Genomic DNA, 26,542 nt, shown 5'->3' on the forward strand with positions numbered 1-26,542 from the left:
GTTCTGCATGAGCAACGACGATACTTCCCGCCAGCAGGCGATCGCGCTGGTGCGCGGCTACTACGATGCCTTCAACCGCGGCGATTGGGCCGGCATGCTGGAACGGCTGTCCGACGACGTGGCGCATGACCTGAACCAGGGCGCGCGCGAGGTCGGCCGCCAAGCATTTGCCGTGTTCCTGCAACGCATGGAAGCCAGCTACCACGAGCAACTGCGCGATGTGGTGGTGATGGCGAGCGAGGATGGCCTGCGGGTGGCGGCCGAGTACGTGGTGCATGGCCAATACCACCACACCGACGACGGCCTGCCGCCGGCGCAGGGGCAACGCTATGTGCTGCCGGGCGGTGCGTTCTTCGACGTGCGTGATGGGCGGATCAGCCGCGTGAGCAATTACTACAACCTGCAGGACTGGATCACGCAGGTCAGCGCCTGATCCGGCACTGAGGCGGTATCGGCTTCGCGGCCGGGGCCGCTCCTGCGCGGGGCCGCGCCTACTGTTTGCGACGGATCGGGATGGCCGACACCGGCACGGCGGCGACGTCGTGGCCGTGTTCGCGGATGGGGGCGCCCGGTTCCGGTGCCCAGGCATGGGCGTAGATGACTTCCCAGCTGCTGGGCAGCTTGCCGTCGGCGCCGCGCAGCGGCTCGTAGGCCTGGCTGGCGGCGGCGAAGCGGCTGCGGCCGGTCAGCGTGTGGCGGCGGTTGCTCATCGCGTTGGTCGCGCCGATCGCCTTGAGCTCGCGCATCAGCGCCGGCAGGTCGTCGTAGGTCAGGGTGAACAGGTCGCGGTCCAGCACCGGGTCGCGGAAGCCGGCCATCATCAGCGCATCGCCGAACTGGGCGATCTGCACGAAGCGGCTGACGTGCGCGGTGTCGTCGGCCTGTGCGAAGGCTTCGCGCAGTTCCACCAGCGTGTCCGGGCCGAAGGTGGAGCACACCAGCAGGCCGCCGGGCTTGAGCACGCGGCGGAAGCCGGCGAACACCGCCGGCAGGTCTTCCACCCACTGCAGGCACAGGTTGCTGAAGATCACGTCCACGCTGTTGTCGGCCAGCGGCAGGGCGCGCGCGTCGGCGCACACCCGCGAGAACGGGCGCCACCAGCCGGCCTGCTGCTTTGCCTCGACCAGCATCGGCAGGGCCAGGTCCAGCGCGATCACCTGCGCCTTGGGCCAGCGCTTCTTCATCACCGCGGTGGCGTGGGCCGGGCCGCTGCCCACGTCCAGCACCACCTGCGGTTGCTTGTCGGCCAGGTAGTCCAGCGATTCCAGCAGCCGCTTGGCCACCTCCTGCTGCAGTGCCGCCGCGGCGTGGTAGCTGGAGGCGGCGCGCGAGAAGGCGCGGCGGACGTGCTTGGGATCGAACAGGGAAGACATGGCGGGTACGTCGGTAAGGTCGGGAGTCAGAAAGTGCCGGGGTAGGCGCCGCCGTCGATCAGCAGGTTCTGCCCGGTGATGTAGCCGGCATGCACGCTGCACAGGAACGCGCAGGTGGCACCGAATTCGTCGGCAGTGCCGAAGCGGCCGGCGGGGATGCTGCCCTGGCGGCGCGCGGAGACGTCCGCCAGCGGCTGCCCTTGCTTGTCCGCGCTGGCCTGCAGGATGCCGCGCAGGCGGTCGGTGTCGAAGGCGCCAGGCAGCAGGTTGTTGACGGTGACATTGCGGGCCAGGTGGGTACGGGCGATGCCGGCGATGAAACCGGTCAGGCCCGAGCGTGCGCCGTTGGACAGGCCGAGCACGTCGATGGGGGCCTTCACCGAGCTGGAGGTGATGTTGACCACGCGCCCGTAGCCGCGCGCGGCCATCGCATCGACGGTGGCGCGGATCAGTTCGATCGGGGTGAGCATGTTGGCGTCCAGCGCGGCCAGCCAGGTGTCCCGGTCCCAGTCACGGAAATCCCCGGCGGGTGGGCCGCCGGCGTTGGTGACCAGGATGTCGACCTGCGGGCACGCCGCCAGCGCCGTGGCACGGCCCTGCGCGGTGGTGATGTCGGTGGCGACGGTGACCACCTGCGCGGCACCGGGCAGGGCGCGCAGGTCCGCTGCAGCCGCTTCCAGTGCGTCGGCACCGCGCGCAACGATGACCACGTTGACGCCTTCGGCCGCCAATGCGCGTGCGCAACCCAGGCCCAGGCCTTTGCTGGCGCCACAGACCAGGGCCCAGCGGCCGGCGATTCCAAGATCCATGCTTATTCCTCGTGCGACGCGGGGAGCGACATGATCGGACAAATGCTCACGCGCAGCCTGCAACGAAGTGTTGCAGCAGCCCGGCGACCTGGTCGGCGTGGCCCAGGAACGGCGCGTGGCCACCGCCTTCGATGCTGTGCGCGAGGTGCAGGCCGGCCGGCGCCAACGCAGCGGCGGTGTGCATCGCGCGGGCCGGTACCAACCGGTCGCGCTGGCCGCCGATCCACAGGCCGGGCTTGTGCAGGCTGGGGAGCGCGCCGCGCAGGTCGCTGCGCTCAAGCAGGGCCAGGCCTTCGTGCAGGGCGCGCGGCGCCGGCTCGCCGCGGGCGACCAGGGCCTCGCGCAGGGTGCGCAGTTCGCTGCGGCCGTGCTGGGAACCCATCACGTCCAGCGCGAGGAAGCGCTCCAGCGTGCCACGGTAGTCCTGTTCCAGGTCACGCCCGAACTGTTCGAACACGCTGGCCTGGACCGCATCGGGCCAGTCGTCGCCGCGCACGAAGCGTGGCGTGGCGGCCAGCATGGCCAGTCCGCGCACCTGCGGCAGGGTGGCGGCGGCATGCAGGGCCACCAGCCCGCCCAGCGACCAGCCGCACCACACCGCGGGCGGGGTGGCGGCGGCGATGGCGTTGACCAGGTAGGGCAGCCGCAACGGAGTGGCGTCGTCACGGCTGTGGCCATGGCCGGGCAGGTCGACAATGTGCAGCTCGAACTGCCCCGCCAGCCGTTCGACCAGCGGTGCGAAGATGCCGCCATGCAATGCCCAGCCGTGGATCAGGACCAGTGCCGGTCCGCTGCCGGTGACTTCGATATGCATGGGGCGTACAACCTGCTCAGGCGCCGACGGTGTTCAATGATTTCTGGTACAGCACCAGGTCGCGGGCCTTGGCGATGGCTTCCAGCAGCGCCTTGACCTGGTCCACGGTGTGCAGCGCCGAGAGCGTCACGCGCAGCCGCGCCTTGCCTTCGGGCACGGTCGGCGGGCGGATCGCGCTGACCAGGAAGCCGGATTGTTCCAGCGTCGCCGACAGCGCCATCACCGTGGCCTCGTCGCCGCACAGCAGCGGCTGGATCGGGGTTTCCGACGGCATCAGCTCCAGTCCGTGGCGGCGCGCGCCCTCACGGAAGGTGGTGATCAGCTCGGTGAGCTTGTCGCGGCGCCAATGGTCGCGGCGCGCCAGCTTGACCGCCGCCAGCGAGGCGGCGGCCTGCGCCGGTGGCAGCGCGGTGGTGTAGATGTACGGGCGCGCGGTCTCGGCCAGGTGCTGGATCAGCGCATCCTCGCCCAGCACCACCGCACCGTGGCCGCCGAGCGCCTTGCCCAGCGTGGCCAGCTGCAGCGGCACTTCGTTCACGCCCAGCCCGGCGTCGGCCACGCAGCCGCGGCCGTGTTCGCCGACCACGCCGATGCCATGTGCGTCGTCGACGTAGAACAGGGCTTCCTGCATGCGCGCCACCAGCGCCAGCGAACGCAGCGGGGCGATGTCGCCATCCATGCTGAAGACGCCGTCGCTGATCAGCATGGCGGCGCCGTCGGCGGCGTTCTTGAGCTGGCGCATCGCGCCTTCGCTGTCCAGGTGCGGGTAACGGCGCAGCCGGCAACCGGCCAGGCGGGTGGCGTCGAGCAGGCTGGCGTGGTTGAGCCGGTCCTGCACGCAGACGTCGGTCTCCTCGCTCAACAGCGCCTGCTGCACGGCCAGGTTGGCCATGAAGCCGCTGTCGAACAGCAGCGCACGCGGGTAGCCGAGCCAGTCGGCCATTTCCCGTTCCAGCTGCTGGTGCAGGCTGTGGTGGCCGCAGACCAGGTGCGAGGCGGTGCTGCCCACGCCCTCGCGCGAGGCCGCGTCCTGCAGCGCGGCGATGACCTCGAACTGTTGGGCCAGGCCGAGGTAGTCGTTGCTGCAGAAGCCGGTCAGCCAGCGGCCATCGACCTCCAGGCGAACGCCATCACGCCGGCCGACGGTGCGGCGGGTGCGGATGCGGCTCTGCGCGAGACGCAGCTTGCGCTGGTCCTGAATGCGGTCGTGGATGTCGGGACGGGCCATGGCATCGGTTCATGGTCGGACGGCCGGTTAGCGTAACCGGTTGCCCGCGAGAATTCCCGGAGGCGGTCGCCAGCCGGGGCTCAGGCGCCGTGGGCGCAGGCCGGGGCGATGTCCAGGTGCACCGTGCCGGGGTGGTCGTGGTCGTCCGCGTCCACGCTCACCTGCATCGGCCGGATGCCGAGGCGGGCGAACAGGGCCTGGTCGCGCTCGGTGTCCGGGTTGCCGGTGGTCAGCAGCTTCTCGCCGTAGAAGATGGAGTTGGCACCGGCCAGGAAGCACAGCGCCTGCAGTTCATCACTCATGCTCTCGCGGCCGGCCGACAGGCGCACCATCGAGTGCGGCATGGCGATGCGGGCCACGGCGATCATGCGCACGAACTCGAACGGGTCCAGCTCGGCACTGCCGTGCAGCGGGGTGCCGGCCACCTGCACCAGCCGGTTGATCGGCACCGAGTCCGGGTGCGCCGGCAGGTTGGCCAGCGCCAGCAGCAGGCCGGCGCGGTGCTCGCGGGTCTCGCCCATGCCGACGATGCCGCCGCAGCAGGTCTTCAGCCCGGCATTGCGCACGTGCTCCAGCGTGTCCAGGCGGTCCTGGTACTGGCGGGTATGGATGATCGAGTCGTAGTAATCCGGCGCGGTGTCCAGGTTGTGGTTGTAGTAGTCCAGCCCGGCGTCCTTCAGCGCCTGTGCCTGGTGGCCTTCCAGCATGCCCAGGGTGGCGCAGGTCTCCAGGCCCAGCGCCTTCACTTGCTGGATCATCGCCGCGACCTTGGGGATGTCACGGTCCTTGGGTGAACGCCAGGCTGCGCCCATGCAGAAGCGCGAGGCGCCGGCCTGCTTGGCGGCGCGGGCGCGGGCGACCACGCTGTCGGTGTCCATCAGCTTCTGCGCGTCCACGCCGGTGTCGTAGCGCTGCGCCTGCGGGCAGTAGGCGCAGTCTTCCGGGCAGCCGCCGGTCTTGACCGACAGCAGCGTGGAGACCTGCACTTCGGCCGGATCGAAGTGCTGGCGGTGCACGCTGGCGGCCCGGTGCAGCAGTTCGGGGAACGGCAGCTCGAACAGGGCCAGCAGCTCTTCGCGTTTCCAGTCGTGGCGGATGACAGCGGACATCGGTGTTACCTGACGGTGGTGACTACAGAAGCGGCGCAGTCTGGTGAGCATGCGCGAAGCTGTCAACCTGAACATGATATCGATGGTTTACAGGATGGCCAGAGGGCTGTCCCGCGGGGTGTTCCCGCCGCAGTGCCTGGTATGCGGCGAGGCCGGTGCCGGCGGGCGCGACCTGTGCCGCGCCTGCGCCGGGGACCTGCCGTGGCAGGGCGCGGCCTGCCTGCGTTGCGCGCTGCCCCTGTCGGCCGGTGATGCGGGGCAGGTCTGCGGGTTCTGCCGGCAGCAGCGGCCGGTACTGGAGCAGGTGCACGCGGCATTCCTGTACGCCAGCCCGGTCGATGGGCTGCTGCGGCGCTTCAAGTTCCATCGCGACCTGCCGGCCGGCCGCCTGCTGGCCGGGTTGATGGCCGGGTTGATGGCCGAGCGGTTGTCCGGCGTGGCGCGGCCACAGGCGCTGCTGCCGGTACCGCTGCACCGTGCGCGGCTGCGCCAGCGCGGCTATGACCAGGCGCGCGAGCTGGCCCGGCCCCTGGCCCGGGCGCTGGGCATCCCGCTTTGCGATGGCCTGCGCCGGACGCGCGCGACCCTGCCGCAGTCGGAGCTGGATGCCAACCAGCGGCGGCGCAACCTGCGCGCGGCCTTCCTTGCCAGGCCGGGCTTGCCGGCGCACGTGGCATTGCTGGATGACGTGATGACCACCGGCACCACGCTGCAGGCGGCGGCGCTTGCCCTGCGCCGTGCCGGCGTGACCCGGGTGGACGCCTGGGTCTGCGCGCGGGTGCCGTGATCGCGCCATGACAGCGCCGGTGGCATAAAGTCAGTGCCGAGGGGGTATCAACTTTCGTGCATCACATGAGGAGATGGCTATGGGCGGTTCCCCGGTGTTTCCCGCAGGTTCGTTGTTCAGTGCGCTGACGCGCAACTGGTGGGTGGTGCTGCTGTTCGGGCTGCTGGCGGTGGTGTTCGGCGTGCTGACGCTGATGTCGCCGGTGCGCACGGCGGCCCTGCTGGCGTGGTGGTTGGGCGTGATGGCAGTGGTCGAGGGCGTGGTGGTGCTGGTCGGCCTGGTCAGCGGCGCGGCGCCGGTGTCCCGGGGCTGGGCGGTGTTCTATGCCCTGGTATCGATCGCCTTCGGCGTGCTGGCCATCCTCAACCCGTTGGCCACGGCCAGCGTGTTGCTGCTGTTCCTGGCCGGCTGGCTGATCGTCGGTGGCATCTATCGCATCGTGTTCGCCATCCGCGTGCGCAAGCACATCCGCGGCGAGTGGATGTTGGTCCTCAGTGGCCTGCTGGCGGTCGCGCTGGGCGTGATGTTCGCACTCAACCCCTTGTCGGGGCTGATGGTGACCTCGTTGTGGATCGGTGCGCTGGCCCTGGTGTACGGGGTGCTGCAGGTGATCGCGGCGTTCCGCTTGCGCGCGCTGAAAGCCTGAGCGACGCAGGTGCGGCCTGGGCCGCGAAGCCGGCGATGGTGCCGGGGCGGGAAGAGCCGGAACCCGTTGCAGGGTGTCGGCCTCGCGCCTGGAGGCGCTGCTGCGTAGAAAGAAGGCCCGCATTGCGGGCCTTCTGCTATCGGTTGAGGTACTGGCTGGCGACGATGCCGGCGAACAACACCGCGCCGACCCAGTTGTTGTGCAGGAAGGCCTTGAAGCAGGGCTCGCGCTCGCGGTTGCGGCACAGCCAGAACTCGTAGACCACCATTGCCAGGGCCACCGCCAGGGCGGCCCAGTACGCGCTGCCGAGCGCCGCGCGCTGCCCGACCAGGGCCATCGCGCCGAAGAACAGGGCGTACAGGATGCCCTGGATGACCAGGTCCAGCTCGCCGAACAGGATGGCGGTGGAGCGCGAGCCGACCTTCAGGTCGTCGTCGCGGTCGACCATGGCGTACCAGGTGTCGTAGGCGGTGGACCAGAGGATGTTGGCGCCGTACAGCACCCAACCCAGCGGCGGCACTTCGCCCTGCACCGCGGCGAACGCCATCGGGATGCCCCAGCCGAAGGCCATGCCCAGGTAGACCTGCGGCAGGTGGGTGTAGCGCTTCAGGTAGGGATAGCTGGCGGCCAGGAACACACCGATGAAGCTCAGGCCGATGGTCAGCGCATTCATCGTCAGCACCAGCGCGAACGCCACCAGCATCAGCCCGGCGAACAGGGCCAACGCCTCGCGGCCGGAGACCGCCCCGGTGGCCAGCGGCCGCTCCTTGGTGCGCTTGACGTGCGGGTCCAGCCAGCGGTCGGCGTAGTCGTTGATCACGCAGCCGGCCGAGCGGGTCAGCCAGACGCCGGCGGTGAACACGAACAACGTCCACAGCGGGGGCAGGCCGTCGGCGGCCAGCCACAGCGCCCACCAGGTGGGCCACAGCAGCAGCAGGGTGCCGATCGGGCGATCGGCGCGCATCAGCTTCCAGTAGTGCCCGAACCGCGACGGGGTGCCGGCGGCGGGCGGATTTCGGGGGAGACGGCTCATGCGTAAAGGGTACCAGTTGGGCCCGGGCGGGCCCCAGCGCGATGACGAAGCTGAGTGGGGGAAGACCTGCGGCGACTTTGTCGTTAGAATGCGCCTCCGCCCGGCGATCCGGGTCGGGTCTACTCTGCGCCCGTAGCTCAGCCGGATAGAGTAGTGGCTTCCGAAGCCATTGGTCGGGGGTTCGAATCCCTCCGGGCGCGCCAGATTCACTTCCGGGAACCTCCCGGAATGCCCAGGAACCCCGGAGCGATCCGGGGTTTCTGCTTTTCCGCGCCGCGCCGCGCCGCGCCGGTGCAGCCGGTCAGGTGGATGCAGCCCAGCGAAGGGCAGGGCAGGCGCGCCCGGTCGCGTGCAATGCCGCTGTCATCATCGGCCGCGATGATGCGCCGCTTCTGTGCCTCGGTGGGCGGTCGTGAGCAGCGTACGGATCTGGGAGAAGAGCTATGCGCTGCGCCGCAGGCTGCTGCGTGGCTTCTTCCTCCGCCGGGGCTCGCACGCCGCCGATGCCGAGGACCTGACCCAGGAGGTCTACCTGCGGCTGCTGCGCAGCACCGGCGACAACGCCGAGGCCATCGCCAACCCGGAAGCCTACCTGTACACCGTCGCGGCCAACCTGGCGCGCGAGCAGGCGCGTTCGCGCAGCCTGCAGCCGGCCCTGGAGGACGTGGACCTGCTGGCCGAGGTACTGAAGAGCGAAGAGGACCTGGAAGGCGACTTCGAGCGCATGCAGCGCTGGAGCGACGTGCGCAGCACCATCGCGCAGTTGCCCGAGGTCACCCGCCAGGTCATGGAGCTGCATTACCGCGAAGGCCTGGAATGCAGCCGGATCGGCACCGAGCTGGGCGTGTCCGTGCACATGGTGCGCAAACACATCGGCAAGGGCCTGGAGGCCTGCAGGAAAGCCTTGTGCATCACGGAGGAAGCATGAGCCAGGCGTCATCGCGGGCCGATGCCGAAGATCCCGGCCAGCAGGCGCTGGACTGGTTCCTGCGCCATCGCCAGGGGGAGCTGGATGCCGCCCAGGAAGCCGCCTTCCTGGCCTGGCTGCAGCATTCGCCCGAACACGTGCGCGCCTACCTGCGCGCGCTGAACCTGCACCGCCAGGTGGGCGCGGCGATGGCGCCGACACCGGCACGTGCGGGAACTGGCCGCGCGCAGGGCAATGTCGTGCCCTTGTTCACCGTCGCGCCGCGGCATCGCCAGCCGCAGCGCGCACCGCGCCGGTGGCGTTGGCGCGCGCTGGCCGGCGCGGCCTGCCTGCTGCTGGCAGTGGGCGGGCTGGCCCCGCACCTCTGGCCGCAGCCGACGCGCTTCAGTGCCGGGCACGGCCAGTTGCGCGACATCGTGCTGGCCGATGGCAGCAAGCTGCGGCTCAACGCGGACAGCACCGTGCAGGTGCGCATGGGTTGGTTCGGGCGGCAGGTCGAACTGCTGCACGGCGAAGCCAGTTTCGACGTCGCCGCCGACCGCCGGCCGTTCGAGGTGAACGTGGCGGGGCTGCGCATCCGCGACATCGGCACGGTTTTCGACGTGGCGCGCCGCCTGCAGGGCACCCGCGTCGGCGTGGTGTCGGGTGAAGTGGAGATATGGAGCGGGGGCAGGGACACACGACGGCTGGCGCAGCTGGATGCCGGGCGCGTGGTGCTGGTCGAGCATGCCAGCCAGGCGGTGCAGCCGCTCGACATGCCGGCGTCGATGCTGCTGGATTGGCAGCAGCGCAAGGTCTCCTTCCTGGACGAGCGCCTGGACGAGGTGGCCGCCGCCTTCAACCGGCACAACCAGGTGCAGGTGCAGGTCATCGATACGCGCGCCGCGGCGATGCGCCTGTCCGGCAGCCTGGAAGCCCACCGCATCGGTGCGCTGCAGGCGTTCCTGGCGCGTGACCCGCGCTTCGTGGTCGAACGTGACGGTGACACGGTGCGCGTATCCAGCCGCTGATCGATGGCTGTCAAAAAAAATTCATCGAATCCGCGTTCTCCATTCCCGCGCTTTCCCGCTCATTCCTGGAATAGGCCGTCTTCGTTTTCGACGACGGCGCAACTGCCTACCTCCTCCCAGGAATCGTGATGCGCAACAAGCTCTACCTCTCGGTTGTCCTCGCACTCTCCCCCTGCTTTGCCAGCCATGCCGCCGCGCCCGCTGCGCAGGGGCTGGAGGCGCGCCTGGCCGCACCGATCGCGGCACAGCCACTGAACCGCGCGCTGGAGCAGCTCTCACGCAGCTCCGGGGTGCAGTTCCTGTACGCGGCCGCCGGCACGCCACGCATGGCCGGTGCGGTGGCACCGGGCGCGACGGTCAGGCAGGCGTTGGACACGCTGCTGCAGGGCACCGGGCTGGGCTACACGGTGATGGAAGGCAACGTCATCGCCATCGACCCGGCACCGGCGCCGGCCCCGCGAGCACCAGCCGCGCCGCCGCCCAGGCCGCGCGAGAGCGTCCCGGCCGCCGCCGCCACGCTGGGCACGGTCAAGGTGATCGCCGCCCACGAGGTCATCGACCAGAAGAAGCACTCGCCGGTGATCAAGGATTCGGTGATCTACGACGAGATGGACAGCTACGGCGACGAGACGCTCGCCGAAAGCCTGATGGCGGCGCCGGGGCTGAGTGCGGTGGAGGACGCCGGCGAGCCGCGCTACGTCACCGTGCGCGGCGTGCAGGCCAACCTCAACTACACCACCATCGACGGCATCGCCATTGCCAGCGTCGGCGGCAGCGGCTCGGGCGAGCGCATGAACAACCTGCAGCTGATCCCCAGCGACATCGGCACCCGCACCGACATCTACAAGAGCTTCAGCGCCGAGCAGGCGCCGGACGCGATCGGCGGCGTCATCGACATCATCAGCCGCAGTGCGTTCGATCGCTCCGGCAAGTATGTGTTCGCCGACGTTGCCGGCATCTACTCCACCGCCCAGACCCATGTCGATCGCAGTGCCGGCGGTGACCACAAGACGCTCGGCCACTTCGGCAAAAGCGCCAAGCTGGTGTTCTCCGACCAGTTCGGCGCCGATGACCAGTTCGGCATCGTCGCGGTGGCACGCTACGAGCAGCGCTCGCGCAACAGCACCAAGCGCTGGGTGGAGTCGAACTACTACTTCAACGACGCGGGCAAGTACCTGACCGACGGCAGCACCGACCCGACCGAACTCAAGGGCTGGAACGGGTTGCGCGCGCCCGGCAACTTCAGCACCGGCACCTACACCAACTTCATCACCAACTTCGGTGGCTCGGCCAAGCTGGAGTGGAAGCCCTCGCAGGATCCGTTCTACGCCTCGTTGCTGCTGTACTCGTACCGGTTCTACGAGAACTCGACGATGAACAAGACCGACCTGTACTCCAACGCCAAGTTCCCGATCCGGGACCAGACCGCCGAGGGCGGCACCACGCAGATCAACAGCATCTACATCAAGAACCGGCACGACCGCTGGGACCGCAGCAACCGTGGTGCGATCGCCAACTTCAGCTGGGACCTGGGCCAGGACACCCGGCTGACCCTGCGCGGCGGCCATACCGAGGAAACCTTCAACAACACCCAGACCTACTGGGGCGTGCGTGCCTATCCCAGCAACCTGTTCGTGGACTATGCCAACGACAGGCATGGCTTCCCCAATGCAGTGGGCGTGTCCGACCCCAGCCTGCTGACCAGCTCGGCGTTCAAGCTCAACCCGGCGCAGGCGTACATCTCGCCGCGCGATGCCAAGGAGACGATCGACAACCTGCGCGTGGACTTCACCCACAACATCGGTGCCGATGCGCGTGGCTTCGGGCTGGCCGCCGGCGCCGAGTACCGGCACCTGAACATCTGGCAGGACATCGACTTCGACTACTACAAGACCAGCGCCACGCTCAACGACTACCTGTACCCGGGCGCGACGCTGCTGGGCACGGTGCCGGGTTTCCCGTTGATCGACAACCCCAAGTGGACCGAGGAACTGCTGCCGACGCTGGGCAACAACGACGCGGCCTACCCGAACGCCGACTTCACCAGTGACTACAAGTACGTGGAGGACATCGCCAATGCCTATGTCTCGGCGCATTACGCCTGGGACCGGCTGCTGCTGATCGGCGGCCTGCGCTACGACGACACCTCGTTCGACGCCTACAGCCCGTACAGCGCCAACGGCGGCACCACGTACACCGCGGATTTCCGCAGGAGCAGCGGCGGCTACAGCAACCTGCTGCCGTCGCTCAACGCCACCTTCAGCCTGGGCGAGGACCAGCGGCTGCGATTCTCGGCCAGCCAGACGCTGGGCCGGCCGACGCCGAGCAACATCGCCCAGGCCACCAGCAGCAGCTGCAGCGACGACGAGGACGGGCGTGGCTTCTGCACCATCAAGCAGGGCAATGCCGGGCTGGACCCGCGCCGGGCCACCAACATCGACCTGGCCTGGGACATGTACTTCAACGGCAACAACGGCATCGTCTCGGTGGCGTTGTTCGACAAGGTGATCAAGGACGACATCTACACCCTGACCACCTTCCAGGACATCGGTGACACCACCTACCGGGTGACCCAGCCGATGAACACCGATGAATCGAAGCTGCGCGGCGTGGAGTTCGCCGTGGCCAACCGTAACCTGCGCTGGGGCCGTCAGCGCTTGGACATGTTCTTCAATGCCACCCGCCTGGACGGGCAGACCAACTACAAGATCAGCGACGGCACCGAACGCCGCCTGGACCGCCTGCTGTACCAGCCGGACTGGTCGCTCAACGGCTCGGTGATCTGGCGCATGCCCTGGCAGAAGGCGCAGCTGCGCGTCTCCGGCACCTACCGCACGCGCATGCTGGTGGACTTCGGCGACACGCAATGGCTGGACTCGTACTACGACCCGTACATGACCTTCAACCTGGCCTTCAGCCACAAGCTCAGCAAGCACTTCACGCTCAAGTACGAAGCCAAGAACCTGTTCAACACGCAGCCGACCTACAGCACCGGGCCGGACGGGCGCTTCCGTACCGAGATCGACGACTACGGCCGCTTCTACTACTTCCACATCATCTACAACTGAGCAGGCACGCCATGGACAAGATCAACCGCAGGCGCTTCCTGGCGCTGTCCGGGCTGGCCACGGCCGGCGCATGGATGGGTACCGCCGCCGCCCTGGCCGCCGAGCTCGATGCCAAGGCCTTGAACCCGCGCAACCTGCTGGCCACGCCACGCTTTGCCGGCACGCCGTTCACCCTGGGCGTGGCTTCGGGCGACCCCGCGCCGGATGGCATGGTGCTGTGGACGCGGCTGGCCACCGAGCCGCTGCAGTACGGCGGGGGCATGCCGGCGCGGCCGTTGATCGTGGACTGGCAGCTGGCCGATGACGCGGGCATGCGCCGGGTGCTGCGCAGCGGTTCGGCGCTGGCGCATCCGGAACTGGGCCACTCGGTGCACGTGGAGCTGGAAGGGCTCGCGCCGGGACGGCCGTACTGGTACCGCTTCAGTATTGCGGGCCACGCCAGTGCGACCGGCTGTACCCGCACGCTGCCGTCACCCACGGCCGAGGTGGACCGGGTCCGCTTCGCGGTGGCCGGTTGCCAGCACTACGAAGAGGGCCACTACACCGCCTGGCGCTGCATCGCCGAGGAGCCGCTGGACTTCGTCTTCCACTACGGCGACTACATCTACGAAGGCGAGAGCCAGCCCGGCGTGCGCCGCATGAACGGGCAGCCATTCACCAACCTGCGCAACCACGTGGGCCCGCAGACCTACACGCTGGATGACTACCGGCGCCGCTACGCGCAATACCACAGCGATGCCGACCTGCAGGCGGCGCATGCGGCCGCGCCGTGGTTCGTCACCTTCGATGACCACGAGGTGGACAACAACTGGGCCGGCGCGGAGGATCAGGACGGGACGCCAGGCGAACTGTTCCTGCTACGCCGTGCACAGGCCTTCCAGGCCTATTACGAGAACATGCCGTTGCGACGCAGTGCCTTCCCGCGGGATGGCCACATGCAGATGTACCGGCGCGCACGCTACGGCACGCTGATGGACCTGCACCTGCTCGATACCCGCCAGTACCGCAGCCGCCAGGTCGACATGACGCAGCGTGCCCTGGTGGAATCGCCGGAACGCAGCATCGTGGGCGCGGCGCAGGAACGCTGGCTGTTCGATGGCCTGTCCGACGCCACGCCGCGTTGGCACACGATTGCCCACCAGGTGTCGCTGGGCAACTACCTGCGCGAGAAGGACGGGGTGCTGGTGTCTTCCGACGACCAGTGGTCCGGCTACCTGGACAGCCGCCGGCGCCTGCTTGATCACATCCAGCGGGTGGGGTTCGGCAATGTCGTCACCGCCTGTGGCGATGCGCACCGCCACTACGCCAGCGACCTGGTGCAAGACAACGCCGACAGCGGGGTGATCTCCAGCGAGTTCCTGGCCACCTCGATCACCTCCGGTGCCGACGGCCAGGGCGAGGATGCGCTGGCGCGCAACCTGCTGCAGCACAGCCCACACCTGAAGGCGACCACCGACAAACGCGGCTACGTGCTGTGTGATGTCACCCGTGACCATTGGATCGGCGACATGAAGACGCTGGACCAGGTGATGCAGCCCGGCGGCAGGCTGGAAAGCTGGCGGCGCTATGCCATCGCCCATGGCCGTCCGGGCCTGCAGCCCGCCTGATCGTTCGCGCCCGGCCGTCGCGTGCCGACGGTGGCCGGGGCGCGCTGGCAGGGTGGCAAGCATGGCGGCATGATGGGGCCACCACAGGAGCGCGCTGATGCCATCGCCTCGCCAGAAGCAGGATTTCCCGGTCCAGAACGTGCGCCGCTACCTGGAGCCCGGCCCCATCGTGCTGGTCTCCTCGCACTGGCAGGGGCGTTCCAACGTCATGACGCTGGGCTGGCACACGGTGCTGGAGTTCTCGCCTTCACTGGTCGGGTTGATGATCTCCCGCGGCAACCACAGTTTCGAGATGATCCGCCGCAGCCGCGAGTGCGTGATCAATGTGCCGACCGAGGCGTTGGTGGACGGCGTGGTACGCGTGGGCAACAGCAGCGGCGCGCAGGTCGACAAGTTCGCCGCGTATGGCCTGGCGACGGCGCAGGCCAGCATCGTTCGCGCTCCGCTGGTCGCGGCATGCCACGCGCACTTCGAGTGCCGGCTGCGCGAGGACGCGCTGGTGGAGCGCTACAACTTCTTCATCTTCGAAGTCGTCAAGGCACATGTGGCGCCTTCCCCGCGCCATCCGCGGACGCTGCATTACACCGGCGACGGCGCATTCATGGTGGCCGGCAAGGTCATCAGCCGGTGCGCGATGTTCAGGCCTGACATGCTGCCGTGATGCGCGCCCGGGCAGGCCCTGTCCCGGTAACTTCATGTTTCGAATCAAAGACTTGGATGGACGGTCCGGCCGTGCTGCACAGGGTTGCTGCGCATCCGGCCGGTCCCGGGCAACCGCGGCCGGCTGCATCCAGGCGTTCGACTGTCCGCCGCGACATGCGGTGCAGCGCAGGGGTCGGGCGCCGACGCTGATCACGGTGCGACCACACCGCTGACGGCAGCATGCGCCTCCGCTGGGCGCCAAGACACTCGAAACAGCGCCAGCACAAGGAAAAAGCTGCCGGTGTGGGCATCGCCACCGCAGCGCACAGGGCGCTCCAGCCCGGAAAAAGCCGCGTTCCCGCTACGTCGTGAAATTTCCTTCATCTGGCGATGAGGGGGCTTCGCTAATATTTCGTTCGAAACTGTGACGTAGATTCGTCATAAATTGTGACGTGTAGCGTTTCAAGACATTGCATCTGATATTCGGATGTGATTGCGGCGCAAAGGCTTGCGCCGCCCCGGATCCGTGCCAGGGGAGCCGTCAGGCATGGGTCGGGCAACGCCGCGTCGGGGGAAGTGGGGCTTTTTCTGCTTTCGGATCGCCGCTCCAGCGTGCACGGGGGGAGCGCGTTTAATGCATGGGCCTGGCGGGCCCATTGGAGCTGCGTGTGTTTGCCAAGCCAGTTGTTTCTAGCATCGGTCGCGTCATGCGTCCGGGGGTGTTCGCACTCGTCGGGCTGTTGCTCGCTCCCCTGGGAGTGCACGCGCAGAACGTCCGCAATGAAGCCACGGTGGCCCCGCCCAGTGGCGTGACCAACGTCGGCACCACCTGCACCACGCTCGCCGGGCAATCGACGCCGGCCAACTCCGTGGCCTTCAGCAACGGCGTGTGCACGGCCGCCGATACCGACCCGCTCACGCGCGAGTCGGACCTGTCCATCATCAAGACCCAGAGCACCGATGGCGGTGCGACGTTCGTTTCCAGCACGGCGACGGTGAACCAGGGCGCGGTGATCCGCTTCCGCCTGGAAATCCGCAACATCGGGCCGAGCGCGGTGACGTCGGCGAGTTTCGCCGACGTGGTGCCGGGCAACTTCACCTCGGTGAGCGTGCTGAGTGCCGTCCCGGCGGCTGCGTGTTCGGCCGGCGCATCGGCCAACACGGTCAGCGGCACCTTCACCGGTGCCAAGGATGCGACCTGCACGGTGATCCTGCAGGCCACCGCGACGACCGGGACGTCCGGCGTGGGCGTGGTCAACACCGGCACGGTCACCGCGCCGGCCGGCACCTCCGACCCGACCCCGGGCAACAACAGCAGCGCGGTGACGACGATCATCACCTCGCCGCAACTGAGCCTGGAAAAGTCCGCCAGTTCCACCACCTTCACGATTGGAACACCGGCCAGCTACACGTTGACGTTGACCAACGTCGGCAGCGGCGCGACCACGGCGCCGGCGGTCATCACCGATTCGGTGCCTGCGGGCCTCAGTATCGGCACCCTGCCGCCGGGCTGCGTTGCCAGCGGGCAGACGGTGACGTGTACGGTTGCCGCAGGCATGGCGATCGGCGCCGGCAATGCGGTGAGTTTCGTCATCCCGGTGACGCCCACCGCGGCGGCGGCCTCCCGTGTGACCAACGTGGCGAATGTGACTGGCGGCGGTGATGCGAGTTGTCCGTCGGACGAGCGCTGCCAAGGCACCGCCATCGTCGACATCCCGAATCCGAAGCTGACCTCGACCAAGACGGTCACCTCGGCCGGCCCGTATGGCGTGGGTGATGTGATCAGCTATTCGGTGGTGGCCACCAACAGCGGCAACATGACGCTGGCCAACGTGGTGGTCACCGACACCAAGCTGTCGCCGTCCACCACCACCTGCGCGACGCTGGCACCGGGCGCGAGCTGCACCCTGACTGGTTCGTACACCGTGCTGCAGGCCGATGCCGATGCGGGCAAGGTGATCAACACCGCCGCGATCACGACCGATACGCCCGGTGCCTGCGCCGTGGCGGCGGATTGTGCGCCGACGGTGACCACGCCGATCACGCAGACGCCGAAGCTGACCTCGACCAAGACGGTCACCTCGACCGGCCCGTATGGCGTGGGCGATGTGATCAGCTATTCGGTGGTGGCCACCAACAGCGGCAACACGACGCTGGCCAACGTGGTGGTCACCGACACCAAGCTGTCGCCGTCGAGCACCACCTGTGCGACGCTGGCACCGGGCGCGAGCTGCACCCTGACTGGTTCGTACACGGTGCTCCAGTCCGATATCAATGCCGGCCAGGTGGTCAACACCGCCGCGATCACCACCGATACGCCCGGTGCCTGCGCCACCGCCGGCGACTGTGCACCGACGGTGACCACGCCGATCACCCAGACGCCGAAGCTGACCTCGACCAAGACGGTCACCTCGACCGGCCCGTATGGCGTGGGAGATGTGATCAGCTATTCGGTGGTGGCCACCAACAGCGGCAACATGACGCTGGCCAACGTCGTGGTCACCGACACCAAGCTGTCGCCGTCGAGCACCACCTGCGCGACGCTGGCACCGGGCGCGAGTTGCACCCTGACCGGTTCGTACACGGTGCTCCAGTCCGATATCAATGCCGGCCAGGTGGTCAACACCGCTACCGTCAGCACTGACACTCCGGGCGCCTGCGCCACCGGCGGCGACTGTGCACCGACGGTGACCACGCCGATCACCCAGACGCCGAAGCTGACCTCGACCAAGACGGTGACCTCGACCGGTCCGTACGGCGTGGGTGATGCGATCAGCTATTCGGTGGTGGCCACCAACAGCGGCAACATGACACTGACCAACGTGGTGATCACCGACACCAAGCTGTCGCCGTCGAGCACCACCTGCGCGACGTTGGCACCGGGCGCGAGCTGCACCCTGACTGGTTCGTACACGGTGCTCCAGTCCGATATCAATGCCGGCCAGGTGGTCAACACCGCTACCGTCAGCACTGACACTCCGGGTGCCTGCGCCACCGGCGGCGACTGTGCACCGACGGTGACCACGCCGATCACCCAGACGCCGAAGCTGACTTCGACCAAGACGGTGACCTCGACCGGTCCGTACGGCGTGGGTGATGCGATCAGCTATTCGGTGGTGGCCACCAACAGCGGCAACATGACACTGACCAACGTGGTGATCACCGACACCAAGCTGTCGCCGTCGAGCACCACCTGCGCGACGTTGGCACCGGGCGCGAGCTGCACCCTGACCGGCGCGTACACGGTGCTCCAGTCCGACATCAATGCCGGCCAGGTCATCAACACCGCCGCGATCACCACCGATACCCCGGGTGCCTGCGCCACCGCCGGCGACTGTGCACCGACGGTGACCACGCCGATCACGCAGACGCCGAAGTTGACCTCGACCAAGACGGTCACCTCGACCGGTCCGTATGGCCTAGGCGATGCGATCAGCTATTCGGTGGTCGCCACCAACAGCGGCAACACGACGCTGACCAACGTGGTGGTCACCGACACCAAGCTGTCGCCGTCGAGTACCACCTGCGCGACGCTGGCACCGGGCGCGAGCTGCACGTTGAGCGGTTCCTATACCGTGCTGCAGGCCGATGCCGATGCAGGCAAGGTGATCAACACCGCCGCGATCACGACCGATACGCCCGGTGCCTGCGCCGTGGCGGCGGATTGTGCGCCGACAGTAACCACGCCGATCACCCAGACGCCGAAGTTGACCTCGACCAAGACGGTCACCTCGACCGGCCCGTACGGCGTGGGTGATGCGATCAGCTATTCGGTGGTGGCCACCAATAGCGGCAACATGACGCTGGCCAACGTCGTGGTCACCGATACCAAGCTGTCGCCGTCGAGCACCACCTGCGCGGCGCTGGCACCGGGCGCGAGCTGCACGCTGAGCGGTTCTTACACCGTACTCCAGACCGACGTGGACGCCGGCCAGGTCATCAACACCGCCACCATCGGCACCGACACCCCGGGCGCCTGCGCCACCGCCGGCGACTGTGCACCGACGGTGACCACGCCGATCACCCAGACGCCGAAGTTGACCTCGACCAAGACGGTGACCTCGACCGGTCCGTATGGCGTGGGTGATGCGATCAGCTATTCGGTGGTCGCCACCAATAGCGGCAACATGACCTTGGCCAACGTGGTGGTCACCGACTCCAAGCTGTCGCCGTCGAGCACCACCTGCGCGACGCTGGCACCGGGCGCGAGCTGCACCCTGAGCGGTTCTTACACCGTGCTCCAGTCTGACGTGGACGCCGGCCAGGTCATCAACACCGCCACCATCGGCACCGACACCCCGGGCGCCTGCGCCACCGCCGGTGACTGTGCACCGACGGTGACCACGCCGATCACCCAGACGCCGAAGCTGACCTCGACCAAGACCGTGACCTCGACCGGTCCGTATGGCGTGGGCGATGCGATCAGCTATTCGGTGGTGGCCACCAACGCCGGCAACATGACCCTGGTCAACGTGCTCGTGGCCGACAGCAAGCTCACCCCGTCCAGCATCGGCTGCACGACGCTGGCGCCGGGTGCGACCTGCACCCTGTCCGGTACGTACACCGTGACCCAGGCCGATGTGGATGCCGGCAAGGTGATCAACACCGCGCTGGTCACCACCGGTACGCGCGATGCCTGTGCCACCGCGGCGGACTGCGCGCCGACGGTGACCACGCCGGTCGTGCAGAACGCATCGCTGAGCATCGACAAGACCGCCCAGCAGGCCACCTATGCGGTGGTGGGCGAGGTCATCACCTACCAGTACGCGGTGACCAATACCGGCAACGTGACCATCAACGGCCTGCGCGTGGCCGATGACCGGATCGCCACGGTCAACTGCCCGGTGACGTCGCTGGCACCCGCTGCAAGCACGGTCTGCACGGCCAGCTATACCGTCACCCAGGCCGACGTGACTGCAGGAACGGTGACCAACATCGCCACCGCCAACGGCACGCCGACCGGCGGTACGTTGGTGCCGCCGACCGACACGGTGACCATCACCCTGAAGGCACACCCGATCACCGCCAGCGACGATGCGGCGACCACGCCGCAGAACACGCCGGTGACGGTGTCGGTGCTGGGCAATGACCGCCTCGACGGCCAGCCGGTGGATCCGACGACGGTCACGGTGACCCAGGTCAGCACGCCGGCCAATGGCAATGCGGTGATCAACGCCGACGGCACGGTGACCTACACGCCGGCACCGGGTTTCGCCGGGACCGATACGTTCACCTACCGGATCTGCGAGAACGGCAATCCGGCCAACTGCGCGACGGCGACGGTGACCATCACCGTGCTGCCGAACGAAATCGAGGCCAAGGACGACGCCGATACCACCGAGCCCAACACCCCGGTCACCACGCCGGTGACCGGCAACGACACCACCACCGGCATCCCGCTGGATCCGGGCAGCGTCACCGTGGTCACGCCGCCGGCCAATGGCAGCGTCGTGGTCCATCCGGACGGCTCGGTGACCTACACGCCGAACCCGAACTTCACCGGCACGGATACCTACGTCTACCGGGTGTGCGACACCTCCAGGCCGACCGCGTCCTGCGACACGGCCACCGTCGTCATCGTGGTGAAGCCGAACCGCATCGAGGCCATCGACGACACGGGCAGGACCGAGGTCGACACGCCGGTGAGCGTCAACGTGATCGGCAACGACACCACCACCCGGGTGCCGCTGGATCCGGCGTCGGTGACGGTGCTGACCCCGCCGGGCAATGGCACGGTGAGCTGTGCCGCCGGCAGCTGCGTGTACACGCCGAACCCGGGCTTCGTGGGCCAGGACAGCTTCGTGTACCGGGTCTGCGACCTGTCGGTGCCAACCCCGGTCTGCGACACCGCCACGGTGAACCTGACCGTCGAGGGCAGCACCCAGGTGCGTGTCACCAAGCAGGCCAACCCACGCGACGTGAAGGTCGGTGACCTGGTCCGCTACACCGTGACGCTGGAAAACATCGGCAGCGTCGACGTCGTGGACGGCACGCTGGTCGATACGCCGCCGGCCGGCTTCACCCTGGTCGAGGGCTCGCTGGAAGTGGCGGACCGTGACGGCGTCGGCCGCCAGGTCGGCAGCCATCCGATCCGCGTGGACCAGATCGACATCGCCAATGGTGGTCGCGCCACGGTCAGTTACCTGCTGCGCGTGGGCGCCGGCGTGCGCGCCGGCCTGCACACCAACACGGCGGAGATGCATGACAACGGCAGCCGTGTCTCCAACGTCGCCACCGCCACGGTGCAGATGGTGGCCGACCCGATGACCGACGAATCCACCCTGATCGGTACCGTGTTCGACGACCGCGACGGTGATGGCTGGCAGGACAGCGCCGAAATGACCGACGTGCGCGTGCAGGGCGGCTTCGCCGCCGGCGCATACATCGCCAGTTCCACCACGGTCGATCACGGCAAGGGGCCGCAACCCGAGCCCGACGCCAGTGCGCCGCTGCTGCATGGCATCGCCATCGGCCGCATCGGTGGGCGCCAGTCCGACGCCGATCCGGCGCAGGCACGCGAGGTGGTGGTCAGCCAGCTGCTGCGTGCGCCCGAGTTCACCGGCGACTTCGTGCTGACCACCGGCCAGGGCGCGACGCTGCGCATGGATGCGGCCGGCACCACCGTGGTCAGCGCCGACGGCGGCGACGCCGCCCGCGGCCTGACCGCGGCCGTGCCGAGCGTGGAGCGGCGCATCAGCCAGGTCGAGGGCGGCTACCGCGTGGACTACGTCATCCGCAACGAAGGCGTGGACGAGCGCGGCATCCCGGGCGTGCGCATCGCCTCGGTCGAAGGGCTGCTGGTGGAGACCGACCAGTTCGGTCGCTACAACCTGATCGGCATCGACGGTGGACGCGACGAGCGCGGTCGCAACTTCATCCTGAAGGTGGATCCGGCCACCCTGCCGCCGGGCAGCGTGTTCACCACGGCCAATCCGCTGGTACGCCGCATCACCCCGGGGCTGCCGGTGCGCTTCGACTTCGGCGTGAAGCTGCCGCCGGGCCTGGTCAAGGGGCAGGGCACGCAGCAGGTGGAGATGGAGCTGGGCCAGGTGATGTTCGCTCCGGCCAGCGCGCAGATCCGCAGCCAGTACCAGCCGATGATCGGCCGCATGGCCGAGCAGGTCCGCGCCCACGACGGTGGGGAGGTGGTGATCGGTGCGCAGGGCGAGGACGAGCTGCTGGCCTTCGAGCGCGCCGTGGCGGTGCGCAAGGCGCTGGTGGCCGAACTGCCCGCCGAGGTCGCCGCGCGTACCCGGGTCAGTCTGCGCACGGTGACCACCGATGCGGACAGCACGGTGGTGGGGCTGTCGTCCTGGCCGGTGCTGGGCAACGTGCTGTTCGACACCGACACGGCCAACATCAAGCCGGAGTACGGCGCGCTGCTGCGTCGCATCGGTGCGTACCTGGTGGAGATGGACGGCCGGGTGGTGAAGATCACCGGCCATGCCGACCGCCGGGCTTCCGATGCCCACAACGACGCACTGGGGATGCGTCGTGCGCGGGCGGTGCTGGATGCCATCACCGCCGCCATGCCCGAAGCGCAGCGGAAGGATGTCCGAGTCGAAATCGTCCCTGGCGAGCTCAACGCCCCATCTGAGCGTGCTGTCCAGGAGGCCAAGCCATGAAGATGAAACTGTTGGATTACGCACTGCTGTGCGCGCTGTCGGGCATGGCCCCGGCGGTCTACGCCCAGGCCGCGCAGGCGCCGGCCATTGCCCGTGGCCCGGCAACCGATGCGGTCGAGCCAGCCTGTGATGCCGCAGGCTGCAATGGGCAGGAAGGCATGCTGTTCCGCATCAACAGCCGCGGCAAGCGCGAGACCGTGGTGCCACAGGCAGCCAGCGGCTCGGCTGCACTGGCCCCGGACCGCCGGGTGTCGGTGGAAGCGGAGAAGCCGGGCAATGAGGCGGCGATGCCGTTGCAGCCGGGCCAGGCCGTGGCCATTGGCAAGTGGTCGCTGCAGCTGCCCAATGGCGGCGTGATCTGGGCCACGGAAGACCCCAACCTGGGCAAGCCGTCCTTCAGCCTGTCGGCACCGTCGCTGGTGCCGTTCGATGGCAGCCGCATCACCAAGCCGGTGCAGTTCTACGCCTTCAACAACTATTCGGCCTTCATCCAGCGTGCCGAGGTGCGGGTGTTCCGTGCCTCCGACACCGACCTGGTCGATCCGGTCGCCACCGTCGCCTTGCCGGTGGCCGCTTCGACCACGCTGGAATGGGATGGCGGCCTGCCGTCCGGTTACCGGCCCAAGGTGGGTGACGAACTGGTCTACATCGTGCGTGCCTACGGCGCCGATGGCAGCGTCGACGAAACCTACCCGAGCCGGCTGCAGCTGGTGCGCCCGGAAGAAGCCGAGCGCGGCACGCAGATGCTGCGCAACGCGGTGGAGCGCAGCAAGGGTGCTGCGTTCAGCACCGACGATGCGCAGCTGCAGAGCCTGGTCGACCAGAGCTTCGGCCGCGACAGCCTGCGCCAGCAGAACATCCCGATCTACGGCTCGCGCATCCGCATCCAGGGCCGCAACCTGCCCGAGCAGGCCAGCGTCCGCATCAACGGCCAGATGCAGCCGGTGGACATGGAGAGCAAACTGGTCGCCGAGTACCTGGTGCCGGTGGGCCAGCACCGCTTCGACATCGACATCAGTGCCGGCACCCATGGCATGACGGTGCGCGACCAGCTGGACATCGACGTCACCGGCCGCTACATGTTCGCCGTGGCACTGGCCGACTTCACCCTGTCCGGCAACAGCGTGTCCGGCTCGCTGGAACCGCTGGGCCAGGACGATCGCTACGAGAAGGACCTGGTGGTCGACGGCCGCCTGGCGTTCTATCTGAAGGGCAAGGTCAAGGGCAAGTACCTGGTCACCGCGCAGGCCGATACCCAGGAGCGCGAAGTCAACGAGATGTTCCGTGGCTTCTGGGATGCCGATCCGCAGGACGTGTTCCGTCGTCTGGACCCGGACCAGTACTACCCGGTCTATGGCGACGACTCCACCACCTACCGCGACGTGGACACGCAGGGGCGGCTGTACGTCCGGGTGGACTGGGACAAGAGCCAGGCCCTGTGGGGCAACTACAACACCGGCTTCACCGGCACCGAGTACGGCCAGTATTCGCGTTCGCTGTACGGCGGCGCGCTGAACTGGCGCAGCCGCGCGACCAACCCGTGGGGCGATGCCCGCAGCGAAGTGCGCGCGTTCGGCTCGGAGGCGCAGACCGCGCCGGGCCACAGCGAATTCCTCGGCACCGGCGGCAGCCTGTACTACCTGCGCCACAACGACATCCTGCCGGGCTCGGAGAAGGTTGCCATCGAGATCCGCGACGCCACCACTGGCCGCGTGGAGAAGCGCATCGACCTGCAGCCCGGTGCCGACTACCAGGTCGACAACTTCCAGGGCCGGTTGATCCTGTCCGACGCGCTGTCCATCGTCACACGGGATGGGCTGCCGCGCCTGTCGCGCGACACCCCGCTGGACGGCTACACCCAGGTGCTGCTGGTCGACTACGAATACCTGCCGACCGGCTTCAACCCCGATGAGGTCACCGCGGGCGTGCGCGCCAAGCATTGGTTCGGCGACCACGTTGGCGTGGGAGCCACCTACGTCGATGAGAACCGGGCCGGCGACGACTACACGCTGGCGTCGGCCGACCTCACCCTGCAGGCCGGGCGCGGCACCTACGTGAAGGTGGAACGTGCCCGCACCGAGTCCACCAGCGCCCCGGTGTTCTATTCGGAAAACGGTGGCCTGACCTTCGCCGAGCTCAACTCCGGCCTGGGCGCACGCCGCCAGGGCGATGCCACCTCGGTGGAGGCGCGCGTCAACTTCAAGGAAATGGGCTGGACCGCGCTGGACTGGTCGGCCGGCGCGTGGATGCGCCGTGTCGACGCCGGGTATTCGATTGCCCGCTACGACACCGGCGAGGAGGTGCGTGAGCACGGCGCCGAGTTCCGTGGCCAGCTCAGCCCGGACATCGACCTCTACGGCCGCTACAGCCGCGCCGAGCGCGGCGCGGAGTACCTGGAGCAGAGCCAGCTGACCGGCGAATGGCGCATCACCGACGTCGACACCCTGAGTGCCGAGCTGCGCCGTGTCGACGAGAACCGCTACACCGGGCAGGGCATCGGCACGCTGGGCGCACTGCAGTACAAGCGTCGCTTCGGCAACATGCTCGACCTGTACGGCACCGCGCAGGTCACCCTGGACGATGATGGTGGCAAGTACGAAAGCAATGATGCGGTCACGCTGGGCGGCAACTACCAGTTCGGCAACCTCTCCAGCGTCGGTGCGGAAGTCACCCAGGGTGATCGCGGCGATGCGGCGCAGGTCAATGCCGAGTACCGGCTGACCCCGGACCATTCGATCTACGGCAACTACACCTTCACCAACGCCACCAGCAGCAGCTACGACTCGTTGTTCAGCCCGACCCAGCGTGATGGCTGGACGCTGGGCCAGCGTTGGCGCCTGTCCAACCAGGTCAACGTGTTCAACGAGAGCCAGTACCTGAAGGCACCGAACGAAACCGGGCTGGCCCACACCTTCGGCATGGACTTCTATCCCGGCGTGGGCTGGAACCTGGGCTTCCAGCTGCAGGATGCGGAACTGGACCGCGGCACCGGCAACATCAACCGGCGCGCGGTCAGCCTCAGCGGTGGCCGCACCTCGTCGGCCACGCAGTGGAGCAGCAAGCTGGAGTGGCGCAAGGACAGCGGCGCCGAGCGCCGCGTGCAGTGGGTGACCACCAATGCGCTGACCCACAAGTTCAGCGAGAGTCTGCGCATCGCCGCGCGCTTCAACTACTCCGACACCGACGACGCGCTGGATCCGCTGGCCGGGGCGAAGTTCATCGAAGGCAACCTCGGCTTCGCCTACCGCCCGTTCAACAGTACCCGCTGGGGCCTGCTGGGCCGCTACACGTACCTGTACGACGTCTCCACGCTGGCGCAGGACACCAGCAGCGCCTACTACGACCAGCGCAGCCAGGTGCTGTCGTTCGAGGGCGTGTACCGCCCGCTCAACCACTGGGAATTCGCGCTCAAGGCGGCTCGCCGCGAGGGCGAAGTGCGGATGGGCCGCATGACCGGGGCCTGGGCCGATTCGGCGGCGACGTTCCTGGCCGGGCAGGTGCGCTATGGCGTCACCACCAACTGGCACGCACTGGCCGAGTACCGCTCGCTGGCGGTCAAGGACGGTGGCCGCCGGCAGGGTGCCCTGGTGGGGCTGGACCGCGACATCGGCCGTAACTTCCGCGTCGGCGTCGGCTACAACTTCACCGACTTCAGCGACAAGCTCACCGATTTCGACTACGACCACCGGGGGTGGTTCCTCAACGTGGTGGGCAGCTACTGATGCGCGGACCGGTGGCGCGGCTGGCCCGCGCCATCCCTTCGGGAAGCACCCGCGGGCTTCCCGTCATTGAACCAAACCAAGCGGCGCGCGCCTGGCCCGGTGGCCGGGTGCGACGCCAGAGAGTCATGGGGGACAGGATCT

The 26,542-nt window shown here is 68.3% G+C and carries 16 protein-coding genes and 1 tRNA gene; 11 read left to right on the forward strand and 6 right to left on the reverse strand.

Features of this window, described 5'->3' with window-relative positions; genetic code table 11:
• Positions 1-7 precede the first annotated feature (7 nt).
• Positions 8-433: a ketosteroid isomerase-related protein gene (locus ACIPR8_RS16240; protein WP_446541684.1), complete on the forward strand. Its 426-nt coding sequence runs from the start codon at positions 8-10 to the stop codon at positions 431-433.
• A gap of 58 nt (positions 434-491) precedes the next feature.
• Here ACIPR8_RS16240 and bioC read toward each other — a convergent pair whose 3' ends face one another.
• The 5 genes from bioC to bioB form a co-directional block, all read right to left on the reverse strand.
• Positions 492-1,373: a malonyl-ACP O-methyltransferase BioC gene (bioC, locus tag ACIPR8_RS16245; RefSeq protein ID WP_132862419.1), complete on the reverse strand. Its 882-nt coding sequence runs from the start codon at positions 1,371-1,373 to the stop codon at positions 492-494.
• Between the two features lie 26 nt (positions 1,374-1,399).
• A complete protein-coding gene (locus ACIPR8_RS16250) occupies positions 1,400-2,182 on the reverse strand; it encodes an SDR family oxidoreductase (protein WP_192288248.1) in 783 nt (260 codons plus the stop codon).
• 46 nt (positions 2,183-2,228) lie between these two features.
• Positions 2,229-2,996: a pimeloyl-ACP methyl ester esterase BioH gene (bioH, locus tag ACIPR8_RS16255; RefSeq protein ID WP_446541685.1), complete on the reverse strand. Its 768-nt coding sequence runs from the start codon at positions 2,994-2,996 to the stop codon at positions 2,229-2,231.
• A 16-nt stretch (positions 2,997-3,012) separates the two neighbouring features.
• On the reverse strand, positions 3,013-4,224 hold the full coding sequence (gene bioF / locus ACIPR8_RS16260; protein ID WP_132862422.1) for an 8-amino-7-oxononanoate synthase: 1,212 nt from the start codon (positions 4,222-4,224) through the stop codon (positions 3,013-3,015).
• A gap of 80 nt (positions 4,225-4,304) precedes the next feature.
• On the reverse strand, positions 4,305-5,333 hold the full coding sequence (bioB, locus tag ACIPR8_RS16265; RefSeq protein ID WP_446541686.1) for a biotin synthase BioB: 1,029 nt from the start codon (positions 5,331-5,333) through the stop codon (positions 4,305-4,307).
• A gap of 49 nt (positions 5,334-5,382) precedes the next feature.
• On the opposite strand from bioB, the gene ACIPR8_RS16270 reads away from it, so the two are divergent.
• Both ACIPR8_RS16270 and ACIPR8_RS16275 read left to right on the forward strand, forming a co-directional pair.
• Positions 5,383-6,120 (forward strand): double zinc ribbon domain-containing protein, encoded by a 738-nt coding sequence (locus ACIPR8_RS16270; protein ID WP_446541687.1) that lies wholly within the window; start codon positions 5,383-5,385, stop codon positions 6,118-6,120.
• Positions 6,121-6,199: 79 nt separating this feature from the next.
• On the forward strand, positions 6,200-6,766 hold the full coding sequence (locus tag ACIPR8_RS16275; protein WP_192288244.1) for an HdeD family acid-resistance protein: 567 nt from the start codon (positions 6,200-6,202) through the stop codon (positions 6,764-6,766).
• 136 nt (positions 6,767-6,902) lie between these two features.
• Here the strand turns inward: ACIPR8_RS16275 and ubiA are convergent, their stop codons facing one another.
• Positions 6,903-7,799: a 4-hydroxybenzoate octaprenyltransferase gene (ubiA, locus tag ACIPR8_RS16280; protein ID WP_132862426.1), complete on the reverse strand. Its 897-nt coding sequence runs from the start codon at positions 7,797-7,799 to the stop codon at positions 6,903-6,905.
• A 126-nt stretch (positions 7,800-7,925) separates the two neighbouring features.
• On the opposite strand from ubiA, the gene ACIPR8_RS16285 reads away from it, so the two are divergent.
• The 8 genes from ACIPR8_RS16285 (at position 7,926) to ACIPR8_RS16320 (ending at position 26,401) form a co-directional block, all read left to right on the forward strand.
• Positions 7,926-8,002, forward strand: a tRNA-Arg gene (locus ACIPR8_RS16285).
• A gap of 209 nt (positions 8,003-8,211) precedes the next feature.
• Positions 8,212-8,727: an RNA polymerase sigma factor gene (locus tag ACIPR8_RS16290; protein WP_446541688.1), complete on the forward strand. Its 516-nt coding sequence runs from the start codon at positions 8,212-8,214 to the stop codon at positions 8,725-8,727.
• On the forward strand, positions 8,724-9,737 hold the full coding sequence (locus ACIPR8_RS16295) for a FecR family protein (RefSeq protein ID WP_446541689.1): 1,014 nt from the start codon (positions 8,724-8,726) through the stop codon (positions 9,735-9,737). Before ACIPR8_RS16290 ends, ACIPR8_RS16295 begins: the two co-directional genes overlap by 4 nt.
• A gap of 128 nt (positions 9,738-9,865) precedes the next feature.
• Positions 9,866-12,805, forward strand: a complete 2,940-nt coding sequence (locus ACIPR8_RS16300) for a TonB-dependent receptor (protein WP_446541690.1) — start codon at positions 9,866-9,868, stop codon at positions 12,803-12,805.
• A gap of 11 nt (positions 12,806-12,816) precedes the next feature.
• On the forward strand, positions 12,817-14,412 hold the full coding sequence (locus tag ACIPR8_RS16305; protein WP_446541691.1) for an alkaline phosphatase D family protein: 1,596 nt from the start codon (positions 12,817-12,819) through the stop codon (positions 14,410-14,412).
• Between the two features lie 97 nt (positions 14,413-14,509).
• The gene (locus ACIPR8_RS16310) at positions 14,510-15,073 is read left to right on the forward strand and encodes a flavin reductase family protein (RefSeq protein WP_446541692.1); all 564 of its coding nucleotides are present in this window, start codon (positions 14,510-14,512) and stop codon (positions 15,071-15,073) included.
• Positions 15,074-15,773: 700 nt separating this feature from the next.
• Positions 15,774-22,679, forward strand: a complete 6,906-nt coding sequence (locus ACIPR8_RS16315; protein WP_446541693.1) for a DUF7507 domain-containing protein — start codon at positions 15,774-15,776, stop codon at positions 22,677-22,679.
• Positions 22,676-26,401 (forward strand): hypothetical protein, encoded by a 3,726-nt coding sequence (locus tag ACIPR8_RS16320; protein ID WP_446541694.1) that lies wholly within the window; start codon positions 22,676-22,678, stop codon positions 26,399-26,401. The genes ACIPR8_RS16315 and ACIPR8_RS16320 overlap by 4 nt, the downstream gene beginning before the upstream one ends.
• Positions 26,402-26,542: the final 141 nt, after the last annotated feature.

The sequence above is a fragment of the Stenotrophomonas sp. LARHCG68 genome (genome assembly GCF_052871705.1).

Bases quoted from the DNA above. Each gene is read 5' to 3' on its own strand.
- ACIPR8_RS16240 (WP_446541684.1), top strand. From the start codon at position 8: ATGAGCAACGACGATACTTCCCGCCAGCAGGCGATCGCGCTGGTGCGC.
- ACIPR8_RS16295 (WP_446541689.1), top strand. From the start codon at position 8,724: ATGAGCCAGGCGTCATCGCGGGCCGATGCCGAAGATCCCGGCCAGCAG.
- bioB (WP_446541686.1), bottom strand. From the start codon at position 5,333: ATGTCCGCTGTCATCCGCCACGACTGGAAACGCGAAGAGCTGCTGGCC.
- ACIPR8_RS16250 (WP_192288248.1), bottom strand. From the start codon at position 2,182: ATGGATCTTGGAATCGCCGGCCGCTGGGCCCTGGTCTGTGGCGCCAGC.
- ACIPR8_RS16310 (WP_446541692.1), top strand. From the start codon at position 14,510: ATGCCATCGCCTCGCCAGAAGCAGGATTTCCCGGTCCAGAACGTGCGC.
- ACIPR8_RS16275 (WP_192288244.1), top strand. From the start codon at position 6,200: ATGGGCGGTTCCCCGGTGTTTCCCGCAGGTTCGTTGTTCAGTGCGCTG.
- ACIPR8_RS16270 (WP_446541687.1), top strand. From the start codon at position 5,383: ATGCGCGAAGCTGTCAACCTGAACATGATATCGATGGTTTACAGGATG.
- ubiA (WP_132862426.1), bottom strand. From the start codon at position 7,799: ATGAGCCGTCTCCCCCGAAATCCGCCCGCCGCCGGCACCCCGTCGCGG.
- ACIPR8_RS16305 (WP_446541691.1), top strand. From the start codon at position 12,817: ATGGACAAGATCAACCGCAGGCGCTTCCTGGCGCTGTCCGGGCTGGCC.
- ACIPR8_RS16320 (WP_446541694.1), top strand. From the start codon at position 22,676: ATGAAGATGAAACTGTTGGATTACGCACTGCTGTGCGCGCTGTCGGGC.
- bioF (WP_132862422.1), bottom strand. From the start codon at position 4,224: ATGGCCCGTCCCGACATCCACGACCGCATTCAGGACCAGCGCAAGCTG.
- bioH (WP_446541685.1), bottom strand. From the start codon at position 2,996: ATGCATATCGAAGTCACCGGCAGCGGACCGGCACTGGTCCTGATCCAC.
- bioC (WP_132862419.1), bottom strand. From the start codon at position 1,373: ATGTCTTCCCTGTTCGATCCCAAGCACGTCCGCCGCGCCTTCTCGCGC.
- ACIPR8_RS16300 (WP_446541690.1), top strand. From the start codon at position 9,866: ATGCGCAACAAGCTCTACCTCTCGGTTGTCCTCGCACTCTCCCCCTGC.